A 20,201-nucleotide genomic window follows, 5' to 3' on the forward strand; every position below is an offset into this window, starting at 1 on the left:
CTGCTGCAACTGCCGATCCATCACCGCACCTCGCTCAAACGGCTTCGCTGCCCGCCCTTCAGGCCGGCAGCTTGAAGTCGGCGACCGAACGGCGCAGGTCGGCGGCCAACTGCGCGAGGTTTCCAATCGACGCGGCGGTCTGATTGGCGCCCTGCGAGGTCTGCGAGGTGATCTGCTGAATCGTGTTCATCGTCTGGGTGATGTTCGAGGCCGCGCTGGACTGCTGCTGGGCCGCGCTGGAAATGCCTTGAATCAGGTTCGACAAATCCGACGACACCTTTTCGATCTCGCCCAGTGCGGTACCGGCGTCCTCCGCCAATCGCGCACCGGCGACCACTTCGGAAGTCGTCTGTTCCATCGAGCTCACAGCTTCGTTGGTGTCGGACTGAATTGTCTGGACCAATGTCTCGATTCGCTTCGTCGCGTTGGACGCGCGTTCGGCGAGCCGCTGCACTTCGTCGGCCACCACCGCGAACCCGCGGCCCGCTTCGCCGGCCGAGGCCGCCTGGATGGCCGCGTTGAGCGCGAGGATGTTGGTCTGTTCGGAAATGTCGTTGATCAGTTCGACGATCGAGCCGATTTCCTGCGAGCTTTCGCCCAGCCGCTTGATTCGCTTGGAGGTCTCCTGGATCTGGTCGCGGATCGAGTCCATGCCTTGAATCGTCTGCCGCACCACGCCCGCGCCCTTGGTCGCGATCTGCACCGAGCGCTGCGCCACGTCGGCCGACTCGGCGGAGTTCTTCGAGACCTGGTCGATGGAGGCGGCGATTTCGCTGATGCGGTCGGAGGCGGAGTTGATTTCCTGCGCCTGGTGTTCGGCGGCCTCGGCCAGATGCATGGCGGTGGCCTGGGTTTCCTGCGCGCTGGAGGCCACCTGCACCGAGGTGTCGGTAATGGTCTGCACCAGGCTGCGCAGCTGTTCGACGGCGAAGTTGATCGAGTCGGCGATCGCGCCGGTCATGTCCTCGGTGACGGTGGCCTTCACCGTCAGGTCGCCTTCTGCGAGCGAACCCATTTCGTCCAGCAAGCGCATGATCGCTTCCTGGTTACGGTCGTTGAGTTCCTTCGTGGTCTGGTAGCGGCGCTGCTGGGCGTAGTTCAGCGAGAACAGCAAGCCGCCGATGGCGATCAGCGCGGCCACGCCGGAGATGATCGATACCCAGATGTTGCCGAACACGCTGGTGTCGCGCACCGAGCCGAACGAGGTGAAGGCGCTGAACAGCGCCTCGCTCTCGCTGAGCATCTTGTCCGAGCCGCCGGTGATGGCCTCGGCCGCGGCCTGGGCCTGGAACAGGTTCTTGGAGCTGGCCGAAATGGCGTCCAGGTCCTTTTTCATTTCCTGCCACAGGGTTTCGGCCTGGCCCAGCGCGGCGAGCGCGCCGCCGTTGGACAGGGCGTTGACGCCGAAGGAGGCGTCGCCCTTGCGCAGGCCGGTGAGGATGTTGCCGAACACGATCGCGTCGCGGCCGAGTGCTTCGCCGGCCATGCCGGCGCCGCTGCCGCCGGCGCGGATTTCGGTGATGCGGCGGGCCATGGTCGCCGACAGCACCACCTGGCGCAGGGCGATGTAGACCTGCGAGGAGGGCGAGCCGGAGGCCGACATCGCGCGGACCAGTTCGTCCAGGCGCGCCTGCAGCTGCGGCACGCGGCCGGAGAAGCTGTCGGCGTTGCCGGCCAGGGCCAGCACGGCTTGCTCGGAGGCGATCACCTGATCGGCGCTCTTGCCCATCGGCTCCCAGCTCTTGCTGACCACGCCGATCGGGCCCGACACGCCGGCGGTGTTGCCGTAGTTGTCGTTGAGGCGCTGGATGTCGCCGTCGATGGCCGCCTTGGTCTTCTTGAACTCGGCGAAGGTGTCCTTGTTGCCGCCGACCGCTTCACGCCCCTGCACCGCGAGCTTCTGCGAGTTGACCTGCAGGCGCGAGGCCGCCGAGCTGGCGCCGCCCAGGCGGGCCGCCTTCCAGGTCGCGTAGCCTGTATTGAGGCCGAACACCAACACCGATAGGCCCAGCACGATCAGCCAGGTATTGGCGCCCAGTAGGCGGCTCTTGCCGGCGTTGTCCATCACAGTGCTCATGGTTCGGAAACCTCAGGTGTACGTGCGTTTGCGTGCTGGATTGAAGGGAGCGGCTTCAGGCCGCTGCTTGTCGGAATTCGGGAGTGCGCGCCAGCCGGTCGAGGCTGAAGATGCCCCAGGGCTGGCCATCGATGCGGTAGGCGCGATCGATGAAATGGGTGTAACGCCCCTCGATGAGGCCGTCGCCGGCCGCTTCTTCGAGGCTGATCTGCTGCTGGTCGTGGAAGCTGCGCTGGCCGTAGAGCTCGTCGATCAACACCGCCACGTCGCCGCCGGGCTGGCGCACCAGCAAGATGCGCTGGCCTTCGTGCAGCACGGTGCGCTCGCCTTCCAGGAACTGCTTGAGGTCGACGATCGGCAGCAGGCTGCCGCGCACGTTGGCCAGCCCGAGCATCCACGGCTGCGCGCCGGGGACCTGGGTGACCTGCGGCAGCGAGAGGATTTCCACCACCTCGGTGAAGGTCGAGGCCAGCCGGCGCCCGCCGATGCGGTAGCCGACGCCGCGCCACAGGCCGGGCGCATCGAGCTGTTCGGGCAGACCGGGTACGTGCGCCAGGGAGCGGCGCTCGTAATCGCTCAGCACATCGAACGGCGTCTTCAAGATCATCGTGTCAGTTACCCAGCAATTCTTTGATCCGCGCGATCAGGTCTTCCTCGCGCGGCGGTTTGACGATGTAGTCGCGCGCGCCCTGGCGCATGCCCCAGGCGCGGTCGGTCTCCATGCCCTTGGTGCTGACGATCAGGACCGGGATTTCCTTGGTCTGCGCGTCGCGACTGAGCGCGCGCGTGGCCTGGAACCCGTTCATGCCCGGCAACACCACGTCCATCATCACCAGGTCCGGCCGTTCCCGCTTGGCGGTCTCGATACCGTCCTCGGCACTGCCCGCGGCGAAAACTTCGTGCCCGTTGCGTTGCAGCAACTGAGTCAGGACCGCGGTGTCCGTCGGCGAGTCCTCAATAAGCAGGATGCGTGCCATGGTGTGCCTTACCCCCCGGTCAGGCGTGTACGTGCTTGCGAATCGCGTCGAGGAGTTCCTCGCGCGTAAAAGGCTTGGTCAGATATTGCTCGGAGCCGACGATGCGACCCCTCGCCTTGTCGAACAGACCGTCCTTGGACGACAGCATGATGACCGGCGTGCCCTTGAACAATTGATTGTTCTTGATGAGCGCACAGGTCTGATAGCCGTCCAGACGCGGCATCATGATATCCACGAAAATGATCTGTGGCTGCTGGTCGGCGATCTTCGCCAACGCTTCGAACCCGTCGATGGCCGTGACCACCTCGCATCCTTCGCGTTTCAACAGCGTCTCGGCGGTTCGACGGATGGTCTTGGAATCGTCGATCACCATGACCCTGAGACCATCGAGGCTGCCGCTACGAACCTCGTCGAGCATTCTTTGTATCCCCCATTGCAAACGCCGTGAAATCCCCGGGCGTTGCGAAGCCGTCTTTATTCCAAGCCGCACGCAGGCTGTCAAGCGCGCATTCCGTGCTTGGAAACTGAATACGCAACGCACCGGCGTCACGAAGGGCATTTGCCGCGCATCACACGATGCGGCAGAACCCCTCCATCGACCTGCGTATCGTCGCCCCTGGCATCGTGCGATGACCTGATCGTTGCGTGTCGCAAATGGACGCAGGGCGGCCGTTTACGACCCCGACATCATGACAGATACCGGCGACCCGCCTGCTACCATCACGTCAATCTTTCAGGATTCCGTTCCCATGCCGTTGGACATCGTCGTCGTGATGGACCCCATCGGGTCGATCAAGATCGCCAAGGACTCGACTTTCGCCATGCTACTGGAAGCCCAGCGGCGCGGACATCGGCTCTGGTATGTAGAACCGGGCGGTTTGAGCCTGGTGGGCGGTAAAGCCGTAGCGAAAGTCGCCTCTTTGACCGTGCGCGACGACAAGGCCGGCTGGCACGAACTGGGCGGTTGGTCACAAATCGAACTCGGCGCCGCGCACGTGATCCTGATGCGCAAGGACCCGCCGGTCGATGCCGAGTACCTGCACGACACCCAGATCCTGTCCGTCGCCCAGCGCGCCGGCGCGTTCGTGGTCAACGACCCGCAGGGGCTGCGCGACTACAACGAGAAACTGGCCGCCCTGCTGTTTCCGCAGTGCTGCATCGACACCCTGGTCAGCCGCGACGCGGCCCAGCTCAAGGCCTTCGTCCAACAGCACGGCCAGGCGGTGCTCAAGCCGCTGGACGGCATGGGCGGGCGTTCGATCTTCCGCGCCGCAGCGGGTGAGGCCAACCTCAACGTCATCCTGGAAACCCTCGGCGACGGCGGCCGGCATTTGGTCATGGCGCAGAAATTCCTCCCGCAGATCAGCGCCGGCGACAAACGCATCCTGCTGGTCGATGGCGTGCCGGTGGACTACGCCCTGGCCCGCATCCCGCAGGGCGACGAGTTCCGCGGCAACCTCGCCGCCGGCGGCCGCGGCGAGGGCCGCCCGCTGAGCGATCGCGACCGCTGGATCGCTCATGAGGTCGGCCCGGAGATGAAACGCCGCGGCATGCTGTTCGTGGGCCTGGACGTGATCGGCGACTACATGACCGAGCTCAACGTCACCAGCCCGACCTGCATCCGCGAGCTCGACGAACAATTCGGCCTCAACATCGCCGGCTTGCTGTTCGACGCCATCGAGGCCCGCCTGCAAGCCGCCCGCGCCGCATGAGTTCGATCGCGCCACCCCTGCCCGGCGGCGGCTTGGCCGAGCCGCAGCGTTTCAGCGCCACCATAGTGCTGTCGGTGATCGTCCACGGCATTCTTCTGCTCGGCGTCGGCTACACCCTGGAGAAAGCCGCGCCGGTGGTGCCGACGCTGGACGTGATCCTGACCCAGACCCAGACCGCGCTGACGCCCAAGCAGGCCGATTTCCTCGCCCAGGCCAACAACCAGGGCGGCGGCGAGCACGACAAGAGCACCCGCCCGCGCGACAACCAGTCCGGGCCGGCCCCGCAGGCCGAGGCCGGCGTGGCGCAGATGGCGTTGCGCGCGCAGTCGCCCACGGCGCAGCCAGAGCCGGTCGCGCGCGTGGTCAGCAGCACCCGCGGCGAGACCGTGGTCGCCCGCGACCGCGCCACCCAGACCCCGACCGAGCGGCCGCTGCCGGCCGGCGAGCGCAAGATCGAACACGACATCGAGATGGCGCGCCTGGCCGCCGAGATCCACATGCGCTCGGAGCGCTATGCCAAGCGCCCGAGCCGCAAGTTCGTCTCCGCCAGCACCACCGAATACGCCTGGGCCGGCTACCTGCGCTCGTGGGTGGACCGGGTCGAGCGCGTGGGCAACCTCAACTACCCCGACGAAGCGCGTCGCCGCCGCTTGGCCGGGCAAGTCGTCATCAGCGTGGCGGTTCGGCGCAACGGCAGTGTCGAGCGTGCCGATATCGTGCGCAGCAGCGGCATCGCTTTGCTGGACGCCTCGGCCCTGCGTATCGCCCGGCTGGCGGAGCCGTATCCGCCGCTGCCTAAGACCGAAGAAGACCCGGATATCCTGCATGTGACCCGCACCTGGAATTTCCTGCCGGGCGGATCGCTGGTGGACGAGTAGCGGCGGGCGGAACCCGCGTTATCGTGAGCCGACGCGGCACCCGGCCGCGCCTTCTCGCATCAATGGACTGAACGCAATGCGCATTTCGCTCAAGCCCCGTCGATGGCTGTCGTGTCTGGCGATCGCACTGGCCGCGCTCGCCGTCGGCTGCGGCCAAGCCCTCGTGCCGGCGGCCACGGATGCCCGCTGGGCGGCCCTCGGCGGTCGCCTGTTCGCCGACACCCGGCTCGGCGGCGACGGCCGCACCGGCTGCATCTCCTGCCACCGTCCAGAGCATGCGTTCTCCGACGGGCGTCCGCTCTCGCTGGGCGTGCGCGGCCAAACCGGCACGCGCAACGCGCCGACCCTGCTCGATGTCGGCGAGCTGCCGCATCTGTTCTGGGATGGACGTGAGACCCGGCTAGAACAGGTCGTACTGCAACCAATGACCAATCCGGTCGAGATGGGGCTGGGTTCGATCGACGACTTGCTGCGGCGCCTACGCGCCGATCCGAAATACGCCGCCGCGTTCGCGGACGTGGGTGGCGTATCCACCGATGCGGTCGCCACTGCCCTGGCCGCCCATCTGCGCACACTGCGCAGCGGCGACAGCGCTTACGACCGCTACCGTTCCGGCAACCGCGACGCACTTAGCCCCGACGAACAAGCCGGCCTGGCCCTGTTCACCGGCAAGGCTGCTTGCAGCGATTGCCATGTGTTGCAGGAACCGCGCCCACGCTTCACCGACGACCGTTTTCATCACCTTGGCATCAATGACAACGCCATCGCCGGCAAAGTGGCGACGCTGATTCCACGTCTGGACGGCAAACGCAATCTCGGCCACCTCGTGCTGACCGAAGTCGATATCGCCGGCCTGGGCCATTTCGTCGCCAGCCGCAAACCGGCCGACCTCGCCGCGTTCCGCACCCCCTCGTTACGCAACGTCGCCCTGACCGCCCCTTACATGCACGACGGCTCGGTGGCGACGCTGGAGGAAGCGGTGGAACAAGAGGTGTATTACCGCGGCATCAACAAGGGACGGCCATTGTCGATGACGGTGGAGGAACGCAGGCAGTTACTGACGTTTCTCAAGGCGTTGTCGGCCGCCCAATAGACAGAACGGGTCGGCAACGCCATGCGCCAAATGCGTACCCGCGTGATCGTAGGTGAAGCTGACGATCCGACCGTTCGACGAGACCAATTGGCTCAGCAAGCCGGCGCTAGTCCCGCCGCGCCTGATTGCCGAAACGGCCCTGACCCCATTGCAAACGGGTGTTGTTGTAGCTGCCGAACTGCATCTGCGCGCAGGCCCCAGTTGTGGCGTCCGCAATTTCGCAATCACGGAGCCTCGACAACCTCTACGCAATCAATTTCGGTACTCAGCAAGCCAAAAAAGAGCCTAACCTTCTTACGCGAAACCTTGAACTTCAATGCGACTCCACCAGCATCGAAAATCGAATACTCACCATTTAAAAACATCAACACGCTCAACGACACCAACCGTCTCGCCCAGAGTGCGACAAATACTTTTATCGCCGTCCCTCTCTGCCAATGTCACAGGCAGCTTTATCAAAACCTGCTCCTTCAAGAGGTGTCGCCTGACCTAGTCCTCCATGGAGATGCCTACGTCCTCGCTAATCGAGAAAGCGCTTCGCCAGAACTACAGAGCCGTGCGCCACAGCCTTTATTTCTTATTAAAAACAATCACCTCGTCCGCATATCGCCCATCCCTGTAGCCACGCAAGAATATAAGAAGCTTTAATGACTTTAATTTATCGCAAGGTTTCATGCCTTGCAAAATATATTCGACCGCCTTATTCGAATATTTCCTTATGGAATTCACGTCCCCATTGTTTGTAACATGCATGGGTGCATATAAATATCGGACGTTCGATATCACTAACACGCCCGCCCTATCATCGAGCTTTACTGGAGAGTAGTCGGAATGATAAGTACTCACCCAAAAAACCCCCTCAGCAACACTAATACCAGTGACCGGGTAAAAATTCGAAGAAGATTTTTTTCCCCTTATAAATCTCGCAACCGGCACCCATTCGCTATCCGCCTGCAATATAAAATTCTTCTCAAGCGCGCATTGCTCTGCAACAGCAGTGACCGGCAAACATGCAAGCACAAGCCCGACCAGCAGAATTACTTTCATGCACCACTTTATTTGATTGGCCAATACCATATTTCAGTTCCTCTGTAATAGCCGGACCCCTGCCAGCCGCCATTGTGCAAATCAATATGATCTGCCTGCCCCTCAACACCCGGCTGAAAAATAATGCCACGATTTTTATACCATTGATCTTTACTTTCAAACTGAGTATTGGTCATTATTTTCGGCTTTCCGTAGTTTTGCGTAAGCCAATCCGCTAAATTTTGTGCCGAACGGGGCCAGCCTTCTTTTGATTTATTTACAGAAGGATAGCTGGTTAAATCAACACCAGAATCCTGCAGAGCCTTGCCCAATCGGATTGCGCATTGATTCGGATAAGGACCTGAACTCGGATGAGCTGGTGATCGATCGGGATTTCGGGGGTAGTTCCGCCATAACATATCGAAGGAGGGAAATTGCCGTGGAGGTGTTTTACCAGCCAAACCCTCGGGATCGTAAAGAGATATCGGATCTCCACTGACATAGGCATAGGTATTAAGTCCACCAGCCAACCCAATCGGATCCTCACTGATAAACCGCGCCATCCCCGGATGGTAGTAACGGGCCCGATAGTAATACAGCCCGCTCTCGTCCCGTTCGCGCCCCGCATACTGGTACGGATTACTGAACCCAACTTGCGTCGCCTCGGTCTGACCGTAGGGCGTGTAATCGTAGCGCTGCACCACCGCGCCACTCGCATTCGACAACGCCTTCGTGCTGCCCAACGCGTCGGTCAGAAAATACGTTCGGCCTGATACGTCTGTACGCGCAAAGCGTTCGTCGATGCCCAGACCGGTCAAGATGCCGCTCACCGCCGCGCCACGCGTCTCTTGCACCGCGTCCAGACCATCGTACAAATATTGCACCGCTTGGCCATTCTCGGTCTTTCCCACACGGCGGCCCAATGGGTCGTACACATAACTGGCGATCGTCTGGCCGCCCTGCTGGATCGCTACCAACTGATCGCGGCTATTCCACACATAGGTGCGGGTACCGTCGTCGATCAGGTTGCCATTGGTGTCATAGCGCAACGCTTGGCCGTGATACTGGATCTGCCGATTATTGTCGTCGAACGCGTTGCCGCCGCTCGCGACCGGCAGCAGACGATTCGCCCATGAGCCGGTCTGCGCGACGCGCCGTCCCACTCGGTCATAACCGTAACCCATTGAGCCCAGCAGCGTTCCATCGCCCTTGGCGTACGCCAATCCAATCAGATCGCTAGCTTCGTTGAAGTCATACGCGGCCACCACGCCGTTCGGCAACGTCATGCTCTTGCGCCGACCAATCTCGTCGTAGTCGAACGCGACCTCCTCCGCACCCTGCAAGATTCGACTCAACTGATCGCCGTCGTCGTAACGGTACTCGACTTTGGCCTGGCTTCCGGCGGTCATGCCGATACGCCGCCCCACTTCGTCGTAATCGTACGTCACCGTGCCAACGGCGCTGGTTTCGCTGCGCACGCGATCGAACTCGTCGTACTCCCAACTCAAGGTTCCGGCGTCCGTGTCTATCAACTGGCGGCGGCGGTCGGCGGCGTCGTACACGAGGGTCTGGGTGCTGCCGTCCTCGAACGTCACCTTTTCCGGACGTCCCAATACGTCGAAGCTGAAAGTCGAGATCTGACCGCGGCGGTTCTTATGGGTCTTGATCCGATCGCCGTCGAAATAGGTCCAGGTCTCGACCTGATCCAGGCTGTCGCGACGCTCCTTTACCCGATCGCGTTCGTCGTAGACGTAGGTAATGCCGTTGCCATGCGGCAACAGTACCGCCAAGACGTTGCCGTTGTTGTCGTAACTGATCTCGGTGGTCTGCTGCATCGGATCGGTCGCGGTCCGCACCCGATCGTTACTGTCATAGGTGCGCCGTGCGATCCGACCTTCCGTATCACGCACCACTACCACCCGGCCCAGCGTGTCATAGGCCATACCCGTGGCACGGCCCAACGGATCGATCACCGCTACCAATTCGCCGCCCTCGTAGCGGTAGGCCGTCGTATAGCCCTTCGCGTCTGTAGTCGTAAGCGGCTGGCCCGCGAGGTTGCACACGATCTGGGTAGTGCGGTTCAGCGGATCGGTAATCCGGCTCAAACAACCGTCCGTGTATTGCAGTGTCGTCGTGCGATTCAAGGGATCGGCCACACTGTGAAGGTCGCCGTTGTCGTAGTACGACATCCGGATCGATTGCGCCTTCGGCGTACCCGCCATAGCTGTCACCTGCGTGACTTGACTTGCAGCGTTGTACTCATACTCAGTCTTGCGCCCCAACGGATCGGTGCGCACCTTGACTTGTCCCGACGCATGGCGCTCGAACAAGTACGTCTGCGCCTTGTCCGTGCCATAGCCGTAGGTATCGCTGATCGGATACGGCGTTGCATTCTCATCGAACAACACCCGTCGCCTCACGCCGTCCGGACGCGTCACCAACACCGCCAGGTGACCTTCCGGCGTATTGCTGTAGCCGAACGTGTATACGCTGTCGTCCGCGAGCGTCTGCTTGCTGATCCGACCGATCCAGCTGCCGTACTTGGGATACTCGTTGTAGACCACGCGATGGCCGCGGCGGTCGGTTACCGATTCCATTACATGCTGCATCAGATAGGTGCCGAACTGCTTGTGCGCCTTGGCGTACAGGCAGAACCGCGGGTCGACGTTAATCCCCGACGGACACACGTCGAAGTCGTCGGCAAACGTGCTGACCAGATAGGTGTAACGCTTGGTCGTCAGATCCGGATACGTCACCGCCGACAGCAGACCCTTGTCGTTGTAGTCGTAGGTCCAGGTGCGGCCAACATGGTCCTTGGCCACCTTGATCCTGTTCTGTGGGTCGTAAGTGAAGCTGACGATCCGGCCGTTCGGCGAGACCAATTGGCTCAGCAGGCCGGCACTGTAGACCAGCCGCGTCTGATTGCCGAAACGGTCCTGGATCCATTGCAAGCGGGTGTTGTTGTAGCTGCCGAACTGCATCGACGATCCATCGCGCAAGGTCACGCGGTACGCGCGACCATAAGGTTGCTCCGGATCGGAATCAAAGATGGAACGCATCACTGCACCCGCATAAGCGGTGCGCGATCCGTTCTGACGCCATTCGCCTTGCGCGCCCGTGCCGGACAAACGATCGAACTGCACCGCTGAGCCGTTCGGCAGCACGATCCGGATTCCCGCATAGTCATCGGAGGTCCGCTGCAGGTAGTGGCCGAAGCCCAGCGACATACCCAGTCCGAACTCACGCTTGACCATGTCGCGCGGACGATAATGCCGCTCGATCGACAGCGGCACCACGTCGTTGATCGTCACGTCGGTGTCGGAGTAGATGAAGTCGCCGGTGTGCAGATCGACCGGATCGCCCTCGGTGCCGGCTCCGCCGCCCTTGGCGCTCTGGTCGGCACAGTTCGGATCGGGGCATTTGCCATCCTGATCCGGCGGCATCCCATCCTTCGGCGGCGGATCAGTATTCGGCACGCTGTACATGCCGCCCATCGTCTGGTGCAACGCCACCCCGCGCTCGGGTTCGAACTGGCGTCCGTCCGCAGACACCGTACCCTGGCCGTACACTCGCCAGCCTTCGAGCGGGTCGTAAATCCAGAAGTCCGCCGAGGTGCCCGCCGGCTTGCGATCGTAGTTCGGGTAATACACCCGGATTCCGCCTGATGCCGTCGGCGTCAGACCCTGCACCTGCGCGCCGCCCGGCTCCAAGGTAAACGCCATCGGATGGTTTTCTTTGACCGGGAACGGCGCGCGGTTCACCGGCGTCGGCACGATCGCCAGTTCGGTCACCAGCCGGCCCTTGCGATCGCGAATCACCGTGCCTGCCGGAATTCGCAGCTCCAGCCCCGGCATGTCCGGGTGTCCCACCCGCAGTTCCTCGCGCAGCGGCGAGGCGATCTGGATCTTGTCGCGCGCCGTGATCCGCGGCAGATGCAGCAGGTAATTCAGCTCGGTTAGCTTGCCCTTGGCCACCCGCACACCAACCACGAACTGGCCGTATTCGGCGCCCGAACCATTGGCGGTGCTGCCGTCCACGTACAGTTCTTGCCAACCCGGCGTCGCGTCCAGCAAAGTGAACCAGCCGTCCGCGTCGGTCCGCGCCTTGTTCGCGCCGATGCTGACCTCCACGTTCGCCACCGGCTGTTCGTCGACCCGCACTACCCGGCCGCGCACCACTGTCACGCCGTACAGCGCTGCGGTCTTGGCCATCGACGGATTCGGCGTCGGCGCTTGGTCTGGAGTGTAAATACGCCAACGGCTGTCGGTGTTGTCGGCACCCGGGTACCAAACGCCGTCCTTCAATTCCGAGCGCATGCGGCATGGTGTGTACCAGGCGCTCTTCTGCACGCACGCGTGTGTTGAGCCTTCACCGGTCACTTGCACTTCACTGGATGTACCAGCCGGCACCTCAGCCGCGTTGAGTGCGGCGGTCTTGAAATCGATTGCCGTCGTCGCCAACGGCTGCCCGTTGCGGCCACGCACGCCGTCGATCAACAAGGTGTAAGCCGAATCAGGGAACAGCGCCTGCTGCGGCGTCACGAACAACAAACGCCCCGCTTCCGCCGGCACCACCCGGACAGTGGCGCGACCGCCCGGACCGAACAGCACCACGCTGCTCGCATTCAGTTCCACGGCCTGCAAGGGCTCGCTGAAACGCAGCGACAGTCGCGCATCCGGCGACACGTCCACCGCCTTCGCCGACGGCCACGAGGCCGACAGCGCCGGTGCCGACGCCCTGTCCTTCATCGCTGCGGGCATGGGTACGGGCGCGAACGTCTGCCGTTGCGGATCGAATCGATCGTCCTGCTTCAGCAACCGGCCTTGCGCGTCCACGCCGCCCGACAGCCGCACCCGACCGTCCGCCTCCAGTACGCTCGAATGCCCCAGGCGCGGCGGATTCCACGCGCCGGGGACGATCTGCACCGTGCCGTCGCGCTCGTCCCACACTTCCGATTTGGCCACGCCGGTCACGCCCGGGGTCCAGCCACCGCTCAGCAACAAGCGACCGTCGCTCAGCAAGGTCGCCGCATGGCCCACACGCGGCGCCAGCCCGGGTACCCGCGCTGGCATCAAGGTTTGCGTCGACGAGTCGAACCAGAGGCCTTCAGGCTGCGCCCGGCCGCCCTCATCCACGCCGCCCCATACCAATACCCGGCCATCGGCCAACACGCTCACGCTCGCCAAGCGCCGCGCCGAACTCAAGGACCAATGACGTACTTCGCGCGCCGGCGTCGCATCCGTTCGCAACGACAACGAGCGACCATCGCGCGCAAGCACCAGCCAACGACCATCCGGCAACTGCGCGCGCGCCTCGCGCGACTGCAGCGCCAGCTGTTGCGACAGTGAAACCGGTAACGGTTCCAGCGCCGCACCGACCTCGCCCGGACGCAACGACACCGCGCCCATCGAAAGGCCAAGTGCGAGCGCCATCGCGCCGACTCGCCAGCCCTTACGCTTTCCTTGCTCGATACGATTCATCGCTTCGTTTCCTTATCCATGTTCCGCCATTGCCGAAGCAGCGTGTGCTGCGTCGATCAGGGCGAAGTCACCGACAGTTGCGCGCCGACCTTGGCGCCGTAGTTCGCGTCCACCTGGACAAGATAATTCCCGCTTTCGGGCAGGTTCGGCAGCGTCATGGTGGTACCCGTCCGGGTCGAGGTTTGCTTGAACGAACCTCCACTGGGCTTGAACACCGTGTAGTAGACGTCACGCGCGGCCGGGTCGGTGGTCTGCGCGGAAATCACCAGCGACAGAGATTGGCCGGCGGTCGCAGTAAAATTCAGTGCCGCGTTCTGGCCGTTGCGATTCAGGGCCAACGGGAACGAGGTGTTCAACGGCAACACTCCTGTCGCGTCATTGCTGAGAGTGAGCTTGAAGTTCATCGTGCCATTGCCGCCGGACGGCGGTACCACGATCACGCTGTAGGTCCCGGCCGGTAGGTTCGGCAGATCCAGATCGCAGCCGCCGTACTGCGCGTAGCAGTTCTCGTAGGTGAGCTGGGTGCCGTTGGGGCGATAGACGTACATGCTGGCGTTGCTGGTCGAACCCGGAGTGACGAAGTCGCTCAAGCCCACGCCAAGGTTCGCGCCCTCCGTCACGGTAACCGTGTAGTAAGCACGTTCCCACGAAGCCGCACTGGTGTAATCCACTGGAGTGCCATCGACGGCCAGCCCCGCGCCGGTATCCAATTCGATCCGCGACGTGGAGGTCATGCCGTAATCGGCATCGACGAACAAGGTGTACTGGCCGCTCACCGGCAGGTTCGCCAGATTCAGGCTCAGGCCGGTGGTCGAGTACGACGACACCAAGGTGCTGCCGTCGGGCTTGTACACCGTGTAGTACACGTTGCGCACCGTCGGCGACACCACGATGTTCGACGCGTTCACCGCCAGCGTCTGGCCCGCCGTCGCGGCGAAGCTCAGACGGCCATTCTGGCCACGGCGGCTCAGCGTCAGATCCAGCGGCGTGTTCGGCGACAAGGTCGCGGTCGCGTCCGGCGTCAGCACCGTCTTGAAGCTCATCGTTCCGCTGCCCCCGCTCGGCGGCGCCACGATCACGCTGTAGGTGCCGGCCGGCAGGTTCGGCAGATCCAGATCGCAGCCGCCGTACTGCGCATAACAGTATTCATAGGTCAGCTGACTGCCGTTTGGGCGGTACACATACATGCTCACCGGGTTGGTCGTCCCCGGCGTCACCAGGTCGGCCAATGCCAGCCCCAGATTGGCGCCTTGCGCCGCGGTGAAGGTGAAGTACCCGCGCTCCCACGCAGCCGCGCTGGCGTAGTCCGCCGGCGCGCCGTCGACGGCCAGACCGTCGCCGGTGTCGAGCTCGATCCGCGACGTGGAGGTCATGCCGTAATCGGCATCGACGAACAAGGTGTACTGACCGCTCACAGGCAGGTTCGCCAGATTCAGGCTCAGGCCGGTGGTCGAATACGACGACACCAAGGTGCTGCCATCGGGCTTGTACACCGTGTAGTACACGTTGCGCACCGTCGGCGACACCACGATGTTCGACGCGTTCACCGCCAGCGTCTGGCCCGCCGTCGCGGCGAAGCTCAGACGGCCATTCTGGCCGCGGCGGCCCAGCGTCAGATCCAGCGGCGTGTTCGGCGACAAGGTCGCGGTCGCGTCCGGCGTCAACACCGTCTTGAAGCTCATCGTTCCGCTGCCCCCGCTCGGCGGCACCATGATCACGCTATAGGTGCCGGCCGGCAGATTCGGCAGATCCAGATCGCAGCCGCCGTACTGCGCGTAGCAGTTCTCGTAGGTGAGCTGGGTGCCGTTGGGACGATACACATACATGGTCACCAAGCTGGTCGTCCCCGGCGTCACCAGATCGGCCAATGCCAGCCCCAGATTGGCGCCTTGCGCCGCGGTGAAGGTGAAGTACCCGCGCTCCCATGCAGCCGCACTGGCGTAGTCCGCCGGCGCGCCGTCGACGACCAACCCGTCGCCGGTGTCGAGCTCGATCCGCGACGTGGAGGTCATGCCGTAATCGGCATCGACGAACAAGGTGTACTGACCGCTCATCGGCAAGTTCGCCAGATTCAGGCTCAGGCCGGTGGTCGAATACGACGACACCAAGGTGCTGCCGTCGGGCTTGTATACCGTGTAGTACACGTTGCGCACCGTCGGCGACACCGCGATGTTCGACGCGTTCACCGCCAGCGTCTGGCCCGCCGTCGCGGCGAAGCTCAGACGGCCATTCTGGCCGCGGCGGCCCAGCGCCAGATCCAGCGGCGTGTTCGGCGACAAGGTCGCGGTCGCGTCCGGCGTCAGCACCGCCTTGAAGCTCATCGTTCCGCTGCCCCCGCTCGGCGGCACCACGATCACGCTGTAGGTGCCGGCCGGCAGATTCGGCAGATCCAGATCGCAGCCTCCGTACTGCGCATAACAGTATTCATAGGTCAGCTGACTGCCGTTTGGGCGATACACATACATGCTCACCGGGTTGGTCGTCCCCGGCGTCACCAGATCGGCCAATGCCAGCCCCAGATTGGCGCCTTGCGCCGCGGTGAAGGTGAAGTACCCGCGCTCCCACGCAGCCGCGCTGGCGTAGTCCGCCGGCGCGCCGTCGACGGCCAGACCGTCGCCGGTGTCGAGCTCGATCCGCGACGTGGAGGTCATGCCGTAATCGGCATCGACGAACAAGGTGTACTGACCGCTCATCGGCAGGTTCGCCAGATTCAGGCTCAGGCCGGTGGTCGAATACGACGACACCAAGGTGCTGCCGTCGGGCTTGTATACCGTGTAGTACACGTTGCGCACCGTCGGCGACACCACGATGTTCGACGCGTTCACCGCCAGCGTCTGGCCCGCCGTCGCGGCGAAGCTCAGACGGCCATTCTGGCCACGGCGGCTCAGCGTCAGATCCAGCGGCGTGTTCGGCGACAAAGTCGCGGTCGTGTCGGCGCTCAGAATGCTGTTGAAACTCATCGTAGCGCTGCCACCGCTGGGCGCGGTCACCATCACACTGTAGGTGCCGGCCGGCAGGCTCGGCAGATCCAGATCGCAGCCGCCGTACTGCGCATAACAGTACTCATAGGTCAGCTGACTGCCGTTGGGGCGATACACATACACGGTTACCGCACCTGTCGTGCCCGGCGTAGCCAGATCGGTGATGCCCAGGCCCAGATTCGCCCCTTGCGCCGCAGTGAAGGTGAAGTAAGCGTTCTGGCCCGGCGTCTGGGTCAGGAAGCTGCCCGGATCGCCGTCGGGAGACACAGTCTGAGCCTGCCCCGAAACCAGAGTCAGCTGCGTCGTTGCGTTCTCGCCGTAATTGGGATCGACCAAGACCGTGTATTCGCCGCTAACCGGCAGATTCCACAGATTCATCGTCAAGTTTGTCTTGGTATAGCTCTGCTGCAACAACGTGCCATCGGGCTTGTAGATCGTGTAGTAGACGTCGCGGTTGGTCGGGATGGTGCTTTGCCCGGCCACATTGAAGGCGAATGTCTGCCCCAGCTCGCCAGAGAACTTGATCCGGCCGTTGCGGCCGCGGCGATCCAGGACCAGGCTCAACGAAGTATCGATCGAAGCAGTAGCCACAAGATCGGTGCTGACGATCGCCTGGAAACTGACCGAGGCGGCGTCGCTGGGTGGAACCAACATGCCCGTATATTCGCCGGCCGGAAGATTCGCCAGATTCAGATCGCAGCCGTTGTACTGCGCGTAGCAGTACTCATAGGTCAACTGGCTACCATTCGACCGATAGATGTAGACGGTCGCCGCGCCAGTCGATCCCGGAGTGAGCAGGTCCGCGATACCGAGGCCGAGATTGGCGCCCTGCTCCGCGGTGAACGCGAAGTACACGTTCTGGCCCGGGACCTGGGTGGAGAAACTGCGTGGCTCGGCCCCCGGATCGGTACGTCCCGCCTCGCCGGGCAACAGCACCGCGGTGGCCTTGGCGGTTTCGCCGTACTCGGGGTCCATGAAAATCGTGTATTCGCCGTCAGCCGGCAAATTGCGCAGGTTCTGGGTCAATCCGGTTTTGGTGTAGCCCTGCTGCAAGCTGGTGCCGTCGGGCTTGTACACCGTGTAGTACACATTGCGATTGGCAGGCAAGGTCGACTGCTGCGACACGTTGAAGGCAAAGGTCTGGCCGACCTGGGCGGAGAATTTGAGGCGCGCGTTCTCGCCCCGCCGGGTCAGATCGACGGTGCTGGGCGCATTCACCGCCAGTGCGATCGACTGGTCGGGACTCAAGATGGCCTTGAACGCCATCGTTCTCTCCCCGGCGCCGGGCGGTACCACGGTGACGTTGTAGGTGCCGGCGTCGGCGATGGACAGATTCAGATCGCAACCGTTGTATGGCGCGTAGCAGTATTCGTATGTCAGCTGCGTTCCGTTCGGGCGATACACATACACAGTCGCCGCACCGGTGGTTCCCGGCGTGAGCAGATCGCTGATCCCCAGGCCCAACCTGTCGCCGGCTTGGGCCGGGAAGCTGAAGTAGACGTTCTGCCCCGGCGTTTGCGTTTCGAAACTTCCGAGCGAGCCGCCCGGATCCGGCCCGCCCACCTGGCCGGATACCAGCTTGGTTTGCGCGACGGCGGTTTCGCCTTGACCCGGATCGACGAAAACCTGGTAGCCGCCGGTCTGCGGAAGGTTCGGCAGATTCAAGGTCAGACCGACACGCGTATTGCTTTGCTGCAACACCGTGCCATCCGGTTTATAGACGGTGTAGTAGACGTCGCGGTTCGCCGGCAAGGTCGATTGCGCGGATACGTTGAACGCCCGCGTCTGCCCGGCCTCGGCCGAGAAGGTCAGTCGCGCGTTTTGACCGCGGCGTTCCAGCGCGAGCGGCGCGGAAACATCCACCGTCAGCGGGACCACCATGTCCGGGCTCAATGTGGTCTTGAAGCTCAGGGTGCGCGCGCCGTCCGAAGTCGGAACGACTGTCGCGGTGTAAGTACCCGCGGGCAGATTGCTCAGGTTCAGATCGCAGCCGTCGTATTGGGCGTAGCAATACTCATAAGACAATTGGCTGCCATCGGGGCGGTAGACGTAGAGGTATACCGCACCGGTGCTACCGAGGGTCTTCAGTTCGCTGATTCCCAGTCCCAGATTCGCGCCCTGCTGGGCGACGAAACTGAAGTAGACATTCTGGCCGGCGGTCTGGGTGGCGAATTCGTTTGCGGCTTGTCCAGGGACCACTTCGCCGGACTGACCCGATACCAGGGTCACCTGGGCACTAGCCGTTTCGCCGTAGTAGGGATCGACATAAATCCAGTAATTTCCCGCGACCGGCAAGCGCGGCAGGTTCAAGGTCAACCCGATCTTCGTATTGCCCTGCTGCAGCACGCTGCCGTCGGGCTTGTACACGGTGTAGTAGACCTCGCGGTTCGCCGGCACGCTGGTCTGCGTGGCGACGTTGAAGGCGTAGGTCTGGCCGGCTTCGGCAGCGAAGTTCAAACGACCGTTCTGGCCGCGGCGCTCCAGCGCCAGCGAAGCCGGAATATCCGCGCTCAACGGCAAGACACGGTCCTCGCTGAGCGTAGCCTTGAGCGAAAGCAACCTCTGGCCGTCGGAGGTGGGGGCCAGGACCAGGCTGTAGGTGCCAGAGCCGCTGAGGCTCGCCAGATTGAGATCGCAACCGCCGTATTGGGCGTAGCAATACTCGTATGCCAATTGACTCCCGTCGGGACGATAGATCGTCGCCAGCACATAGCTCGTCGAACCGGCCGTCACCAGATCGCTCAAGCCGATGCCCAGGCTGTCGCCGGTGGCGGCGTCGAACACGAAACGCTTGCTCTGATACGCGCTGGCAGTGCTCACCGCCAACGGCTCGGCCGACGCGCCGAGCGTCGCATTCTTTTCCCAGTTGATCGACCACGCCATCGGCGCGCTCGGCTTGAGCAGGAGCAGGTGCAGGCCGGCCCCGAGGCGCGGCAGATGCACCGTGGGCGAGGTGGCGCTCGCGCTGCCGCCCAGCAACTGGCGGTTATCCGGGCCATACAAGGTATAGGCGACGCTGCCGGTGGCGATGCCGCTGAACTGCAGGCTGGTGAGATCGCGATTCGGCGAGTCCAGCAGCAGCGCGACCTGCTGATTCGCCGCGGTGGTCTCCAACGCGCGCGTGGCCGCATCCAGCATCAGGCGACCGCCGCTGATCAAGTCGGCCGGATTGATGCCGGCCGGCGCGACCACGAATTCGTCCGCGCTTTGCGCGCTACCGTAAGGCGTGCTGACGGTGATCTTGCCGGTACCGGCGCGCACCGGAACTGCAAACACCAATTGGGTGTCGTTAATGCTGGTCGGCACCGCGATCCGCTCGCCGAGCAATACACGGGTCATGTCGGGCGCCGGATACAACCGCTGGCCGGTCACGGTCACCGTGGTCCCGGCCGCCCCCACCATCGGCGTCACGCTGGCGATGACCGGCGGCTGCGCGTTTTCGTCGACGACGAAATCGGCTGGGCCCGCGATCGTCTGGGCCCCCACCGTGACCGTTAGCGGACCGGTGCTTGCGCCGGCCGGCACCGATACGTCGAGTTCGGTTGGCGTTGCCGCCGTCACCGTCGCCGCGACGCCGTTGAAGCGCACGATATTGTCGGCCGCGACCGCACTGAAGCCCTTGCCTTCGATCCTGACCGCCACGCCGCTGGCGCCGCGAGCGGGCACGAAGGAGAACACCGCGACCTGGCCCGCCGCGAGGCGTTCGATGCGCAACAGATTGCCGACCTTGTCGTAGACGTAACGCGCGCTCTCGCCAGACTGCTCATCGACCATCACGATCAAGCGGCCGTTATCGTCGTAAACATACTTGGCGGCCAGCGCCAGCGAACCGCTGACCAACATGGCCAGGCCGAGCAGCAGCACCCACCACTGCGGCGCAATGCCGGCTCGAGCACGCGCGCTCGCCCTGGACAACCACGTACCGTCTACGAACGGCCGATTGCCCTGGGCCTTAGGGGCGAGATCCACGCGCTGTT

General features: G+C 63.3%; 10 protein-coding genes. 3 read left to right on the forward strand and 7 right to left on the reverse strand.

All coding sequences use genetic code 11. The features are described from left to right. Nucleotides 1-58: 58 nt before the first annotated feature. The 4 genes from LG3211_RS17835 to pilG are packed head-to-tail and all read right to left on the reverse strand — an operon-like array spanning nt 59 to nt 3,472. On the reverse strand, nt 59-2,077 hold the full coding sequence (locus LG3211_RS17835) for a methyl-accepting chemotaxis protein (protein ID WP_057943998.1): 2,019 nt from the start codon (nt 2,075-2,077) through the stop codon (nt 59-61). Nucleotides 2,078-2,132: 55 nt separating this feature from the next. After that, nucleotides 2,133-2,678, reverse strand: a complete 546-nt coding sequence (locus LG3211_RS17840) for a chemotaxis protein CheW (protein WP_057945570.1) — start codon at nt 2,676-2,678, stop codon at nt 2,133-2,135. Between the two features lie 10 nt (nt 2,679-2,688). After that, nucleotides 2,689-3,054, reverse strand: a complete 366-nt coding sequence (locus LG3211_RS17845) for a response regulator (RefSeq protein ID WP_057943999.1) — start codon at nt 3,052-3,054, stop codon at nt 2,689-2,691. 19 nt (nt 3,055-3,073) lie between these two features. Next, nucleotides 3,074-3,472, reverse strand: coding sequence for a twitching motility response regulator PilG (pilG, locus tag LG3211_RS17850; RefSeq protein ID WP_031372856.1), 399 nt, complete (start codon nt 3,470-3,472; stop codon nt 3,074-3,076). Between the two features lie 331 nt (nt 3,473-3,803). On the opposite strand from pilG, the gene gshB reads away from it, so the two are divergent. From gshB to LG3211_RS17865, 3 genes are all read left to right on the forward strand, one after another. After that, nucleotides 3,804-4,766 (forward strand): glutathione synthase, encoded by a 963-nt coding sequence (gene gshB / locus LG3211_RS17855; protein ID WP_057944000.1) that lies wholly within the window; start codon nt 3,804-3,806, stop codon nt 4,764-4,766. Then, nucleotides 4,763-5,644: an energy transducer TonB gene (locus tag LG3211_RS17860; protein ID WP_057944001.1), complete on the forward strand. Its 882-nt coding sequence runs from the start codon at nt 4,763-4,765 to the stop codon at nt 5,642-5,644. The genes gshB and LG3211_RS17860 overlap by 4 nt, the downstream gene beginning before the upstream one ends. Before the next feature lie 76 nt (nt 5,645-5,720). Continuing rightward, nucleotides 5,721-6,737 carry a cytochrome-c peroxidase gene (locus tag LG3211_RS17865; protein WP_057944002.1) on the forward strand — a complete coding sequence of 339 codons (1,017 nt, stop codon included), beginning with the start codon at nt 5,721-5,723 and terminating at the stop codon, nt 6,735-6,737. Between the two features lie 570 nt (nt 6,738-7,307). On the opposite strand, the gene LG3211_RS25880 is transcribed toward LG3211_RS17865, so the two are convergent. From LG3211_RS25880 to LG3211_RS17875, 3 genes are read right to left on the reverse strand one after another with little or no spacing between them, the layout of a single operon-like run. Further along, complete coding sequence (locus tag LG3211_RS25880) at nt 7,308-7,784, reverse strand: hypothetical protein (protein WP_148648992.1); 477 nt, start codon at nt 7,782-7,784, stop codon at nt 7,308-7,310. Nucleotides 7,785-7,792: 8 nt separating this feature from the next. Further along, the gene (locus LG3211_RS17870) at nt 7,793-13,243 is read right to left on the reverse strand and encodes a T6SS effector amidase Tae4 family protein (RefSeq protein WP_083512634.1); all 5,451 of its coding nucleotides are present in this window, start codon (nt 13,241-13,243) and stop codon (nt 7,793-7,795) included. Nucleotides 13,244-13,299: 56 nt separating this feature from the next. After that, nucleotides 13,300-20,193, reverse strand: coding sequence for a pre-peptidase C-terminal domain-containing protein (locus LG3211_RS17875; RefSeq protein ID WP_187313048.1), 6,894 nt, complete (start codon nt 20,191-20,193; stop codon nt 13,300-13,302). Nucleotides 20,194-20,201 lie beyond the last annotated feature (8 nt).

The sequence above is a fragment of the Lysobacter gummosus genome (assembly GCF_001442805.1).
GTDB classification, from domain to species: domain Bacteria; phylum Pseudomonadota; class Gammaproteobacteria; order Xanthomonadales; family Xanthomonadaceae; genus Lysobacter; species Lysobacter gummosus.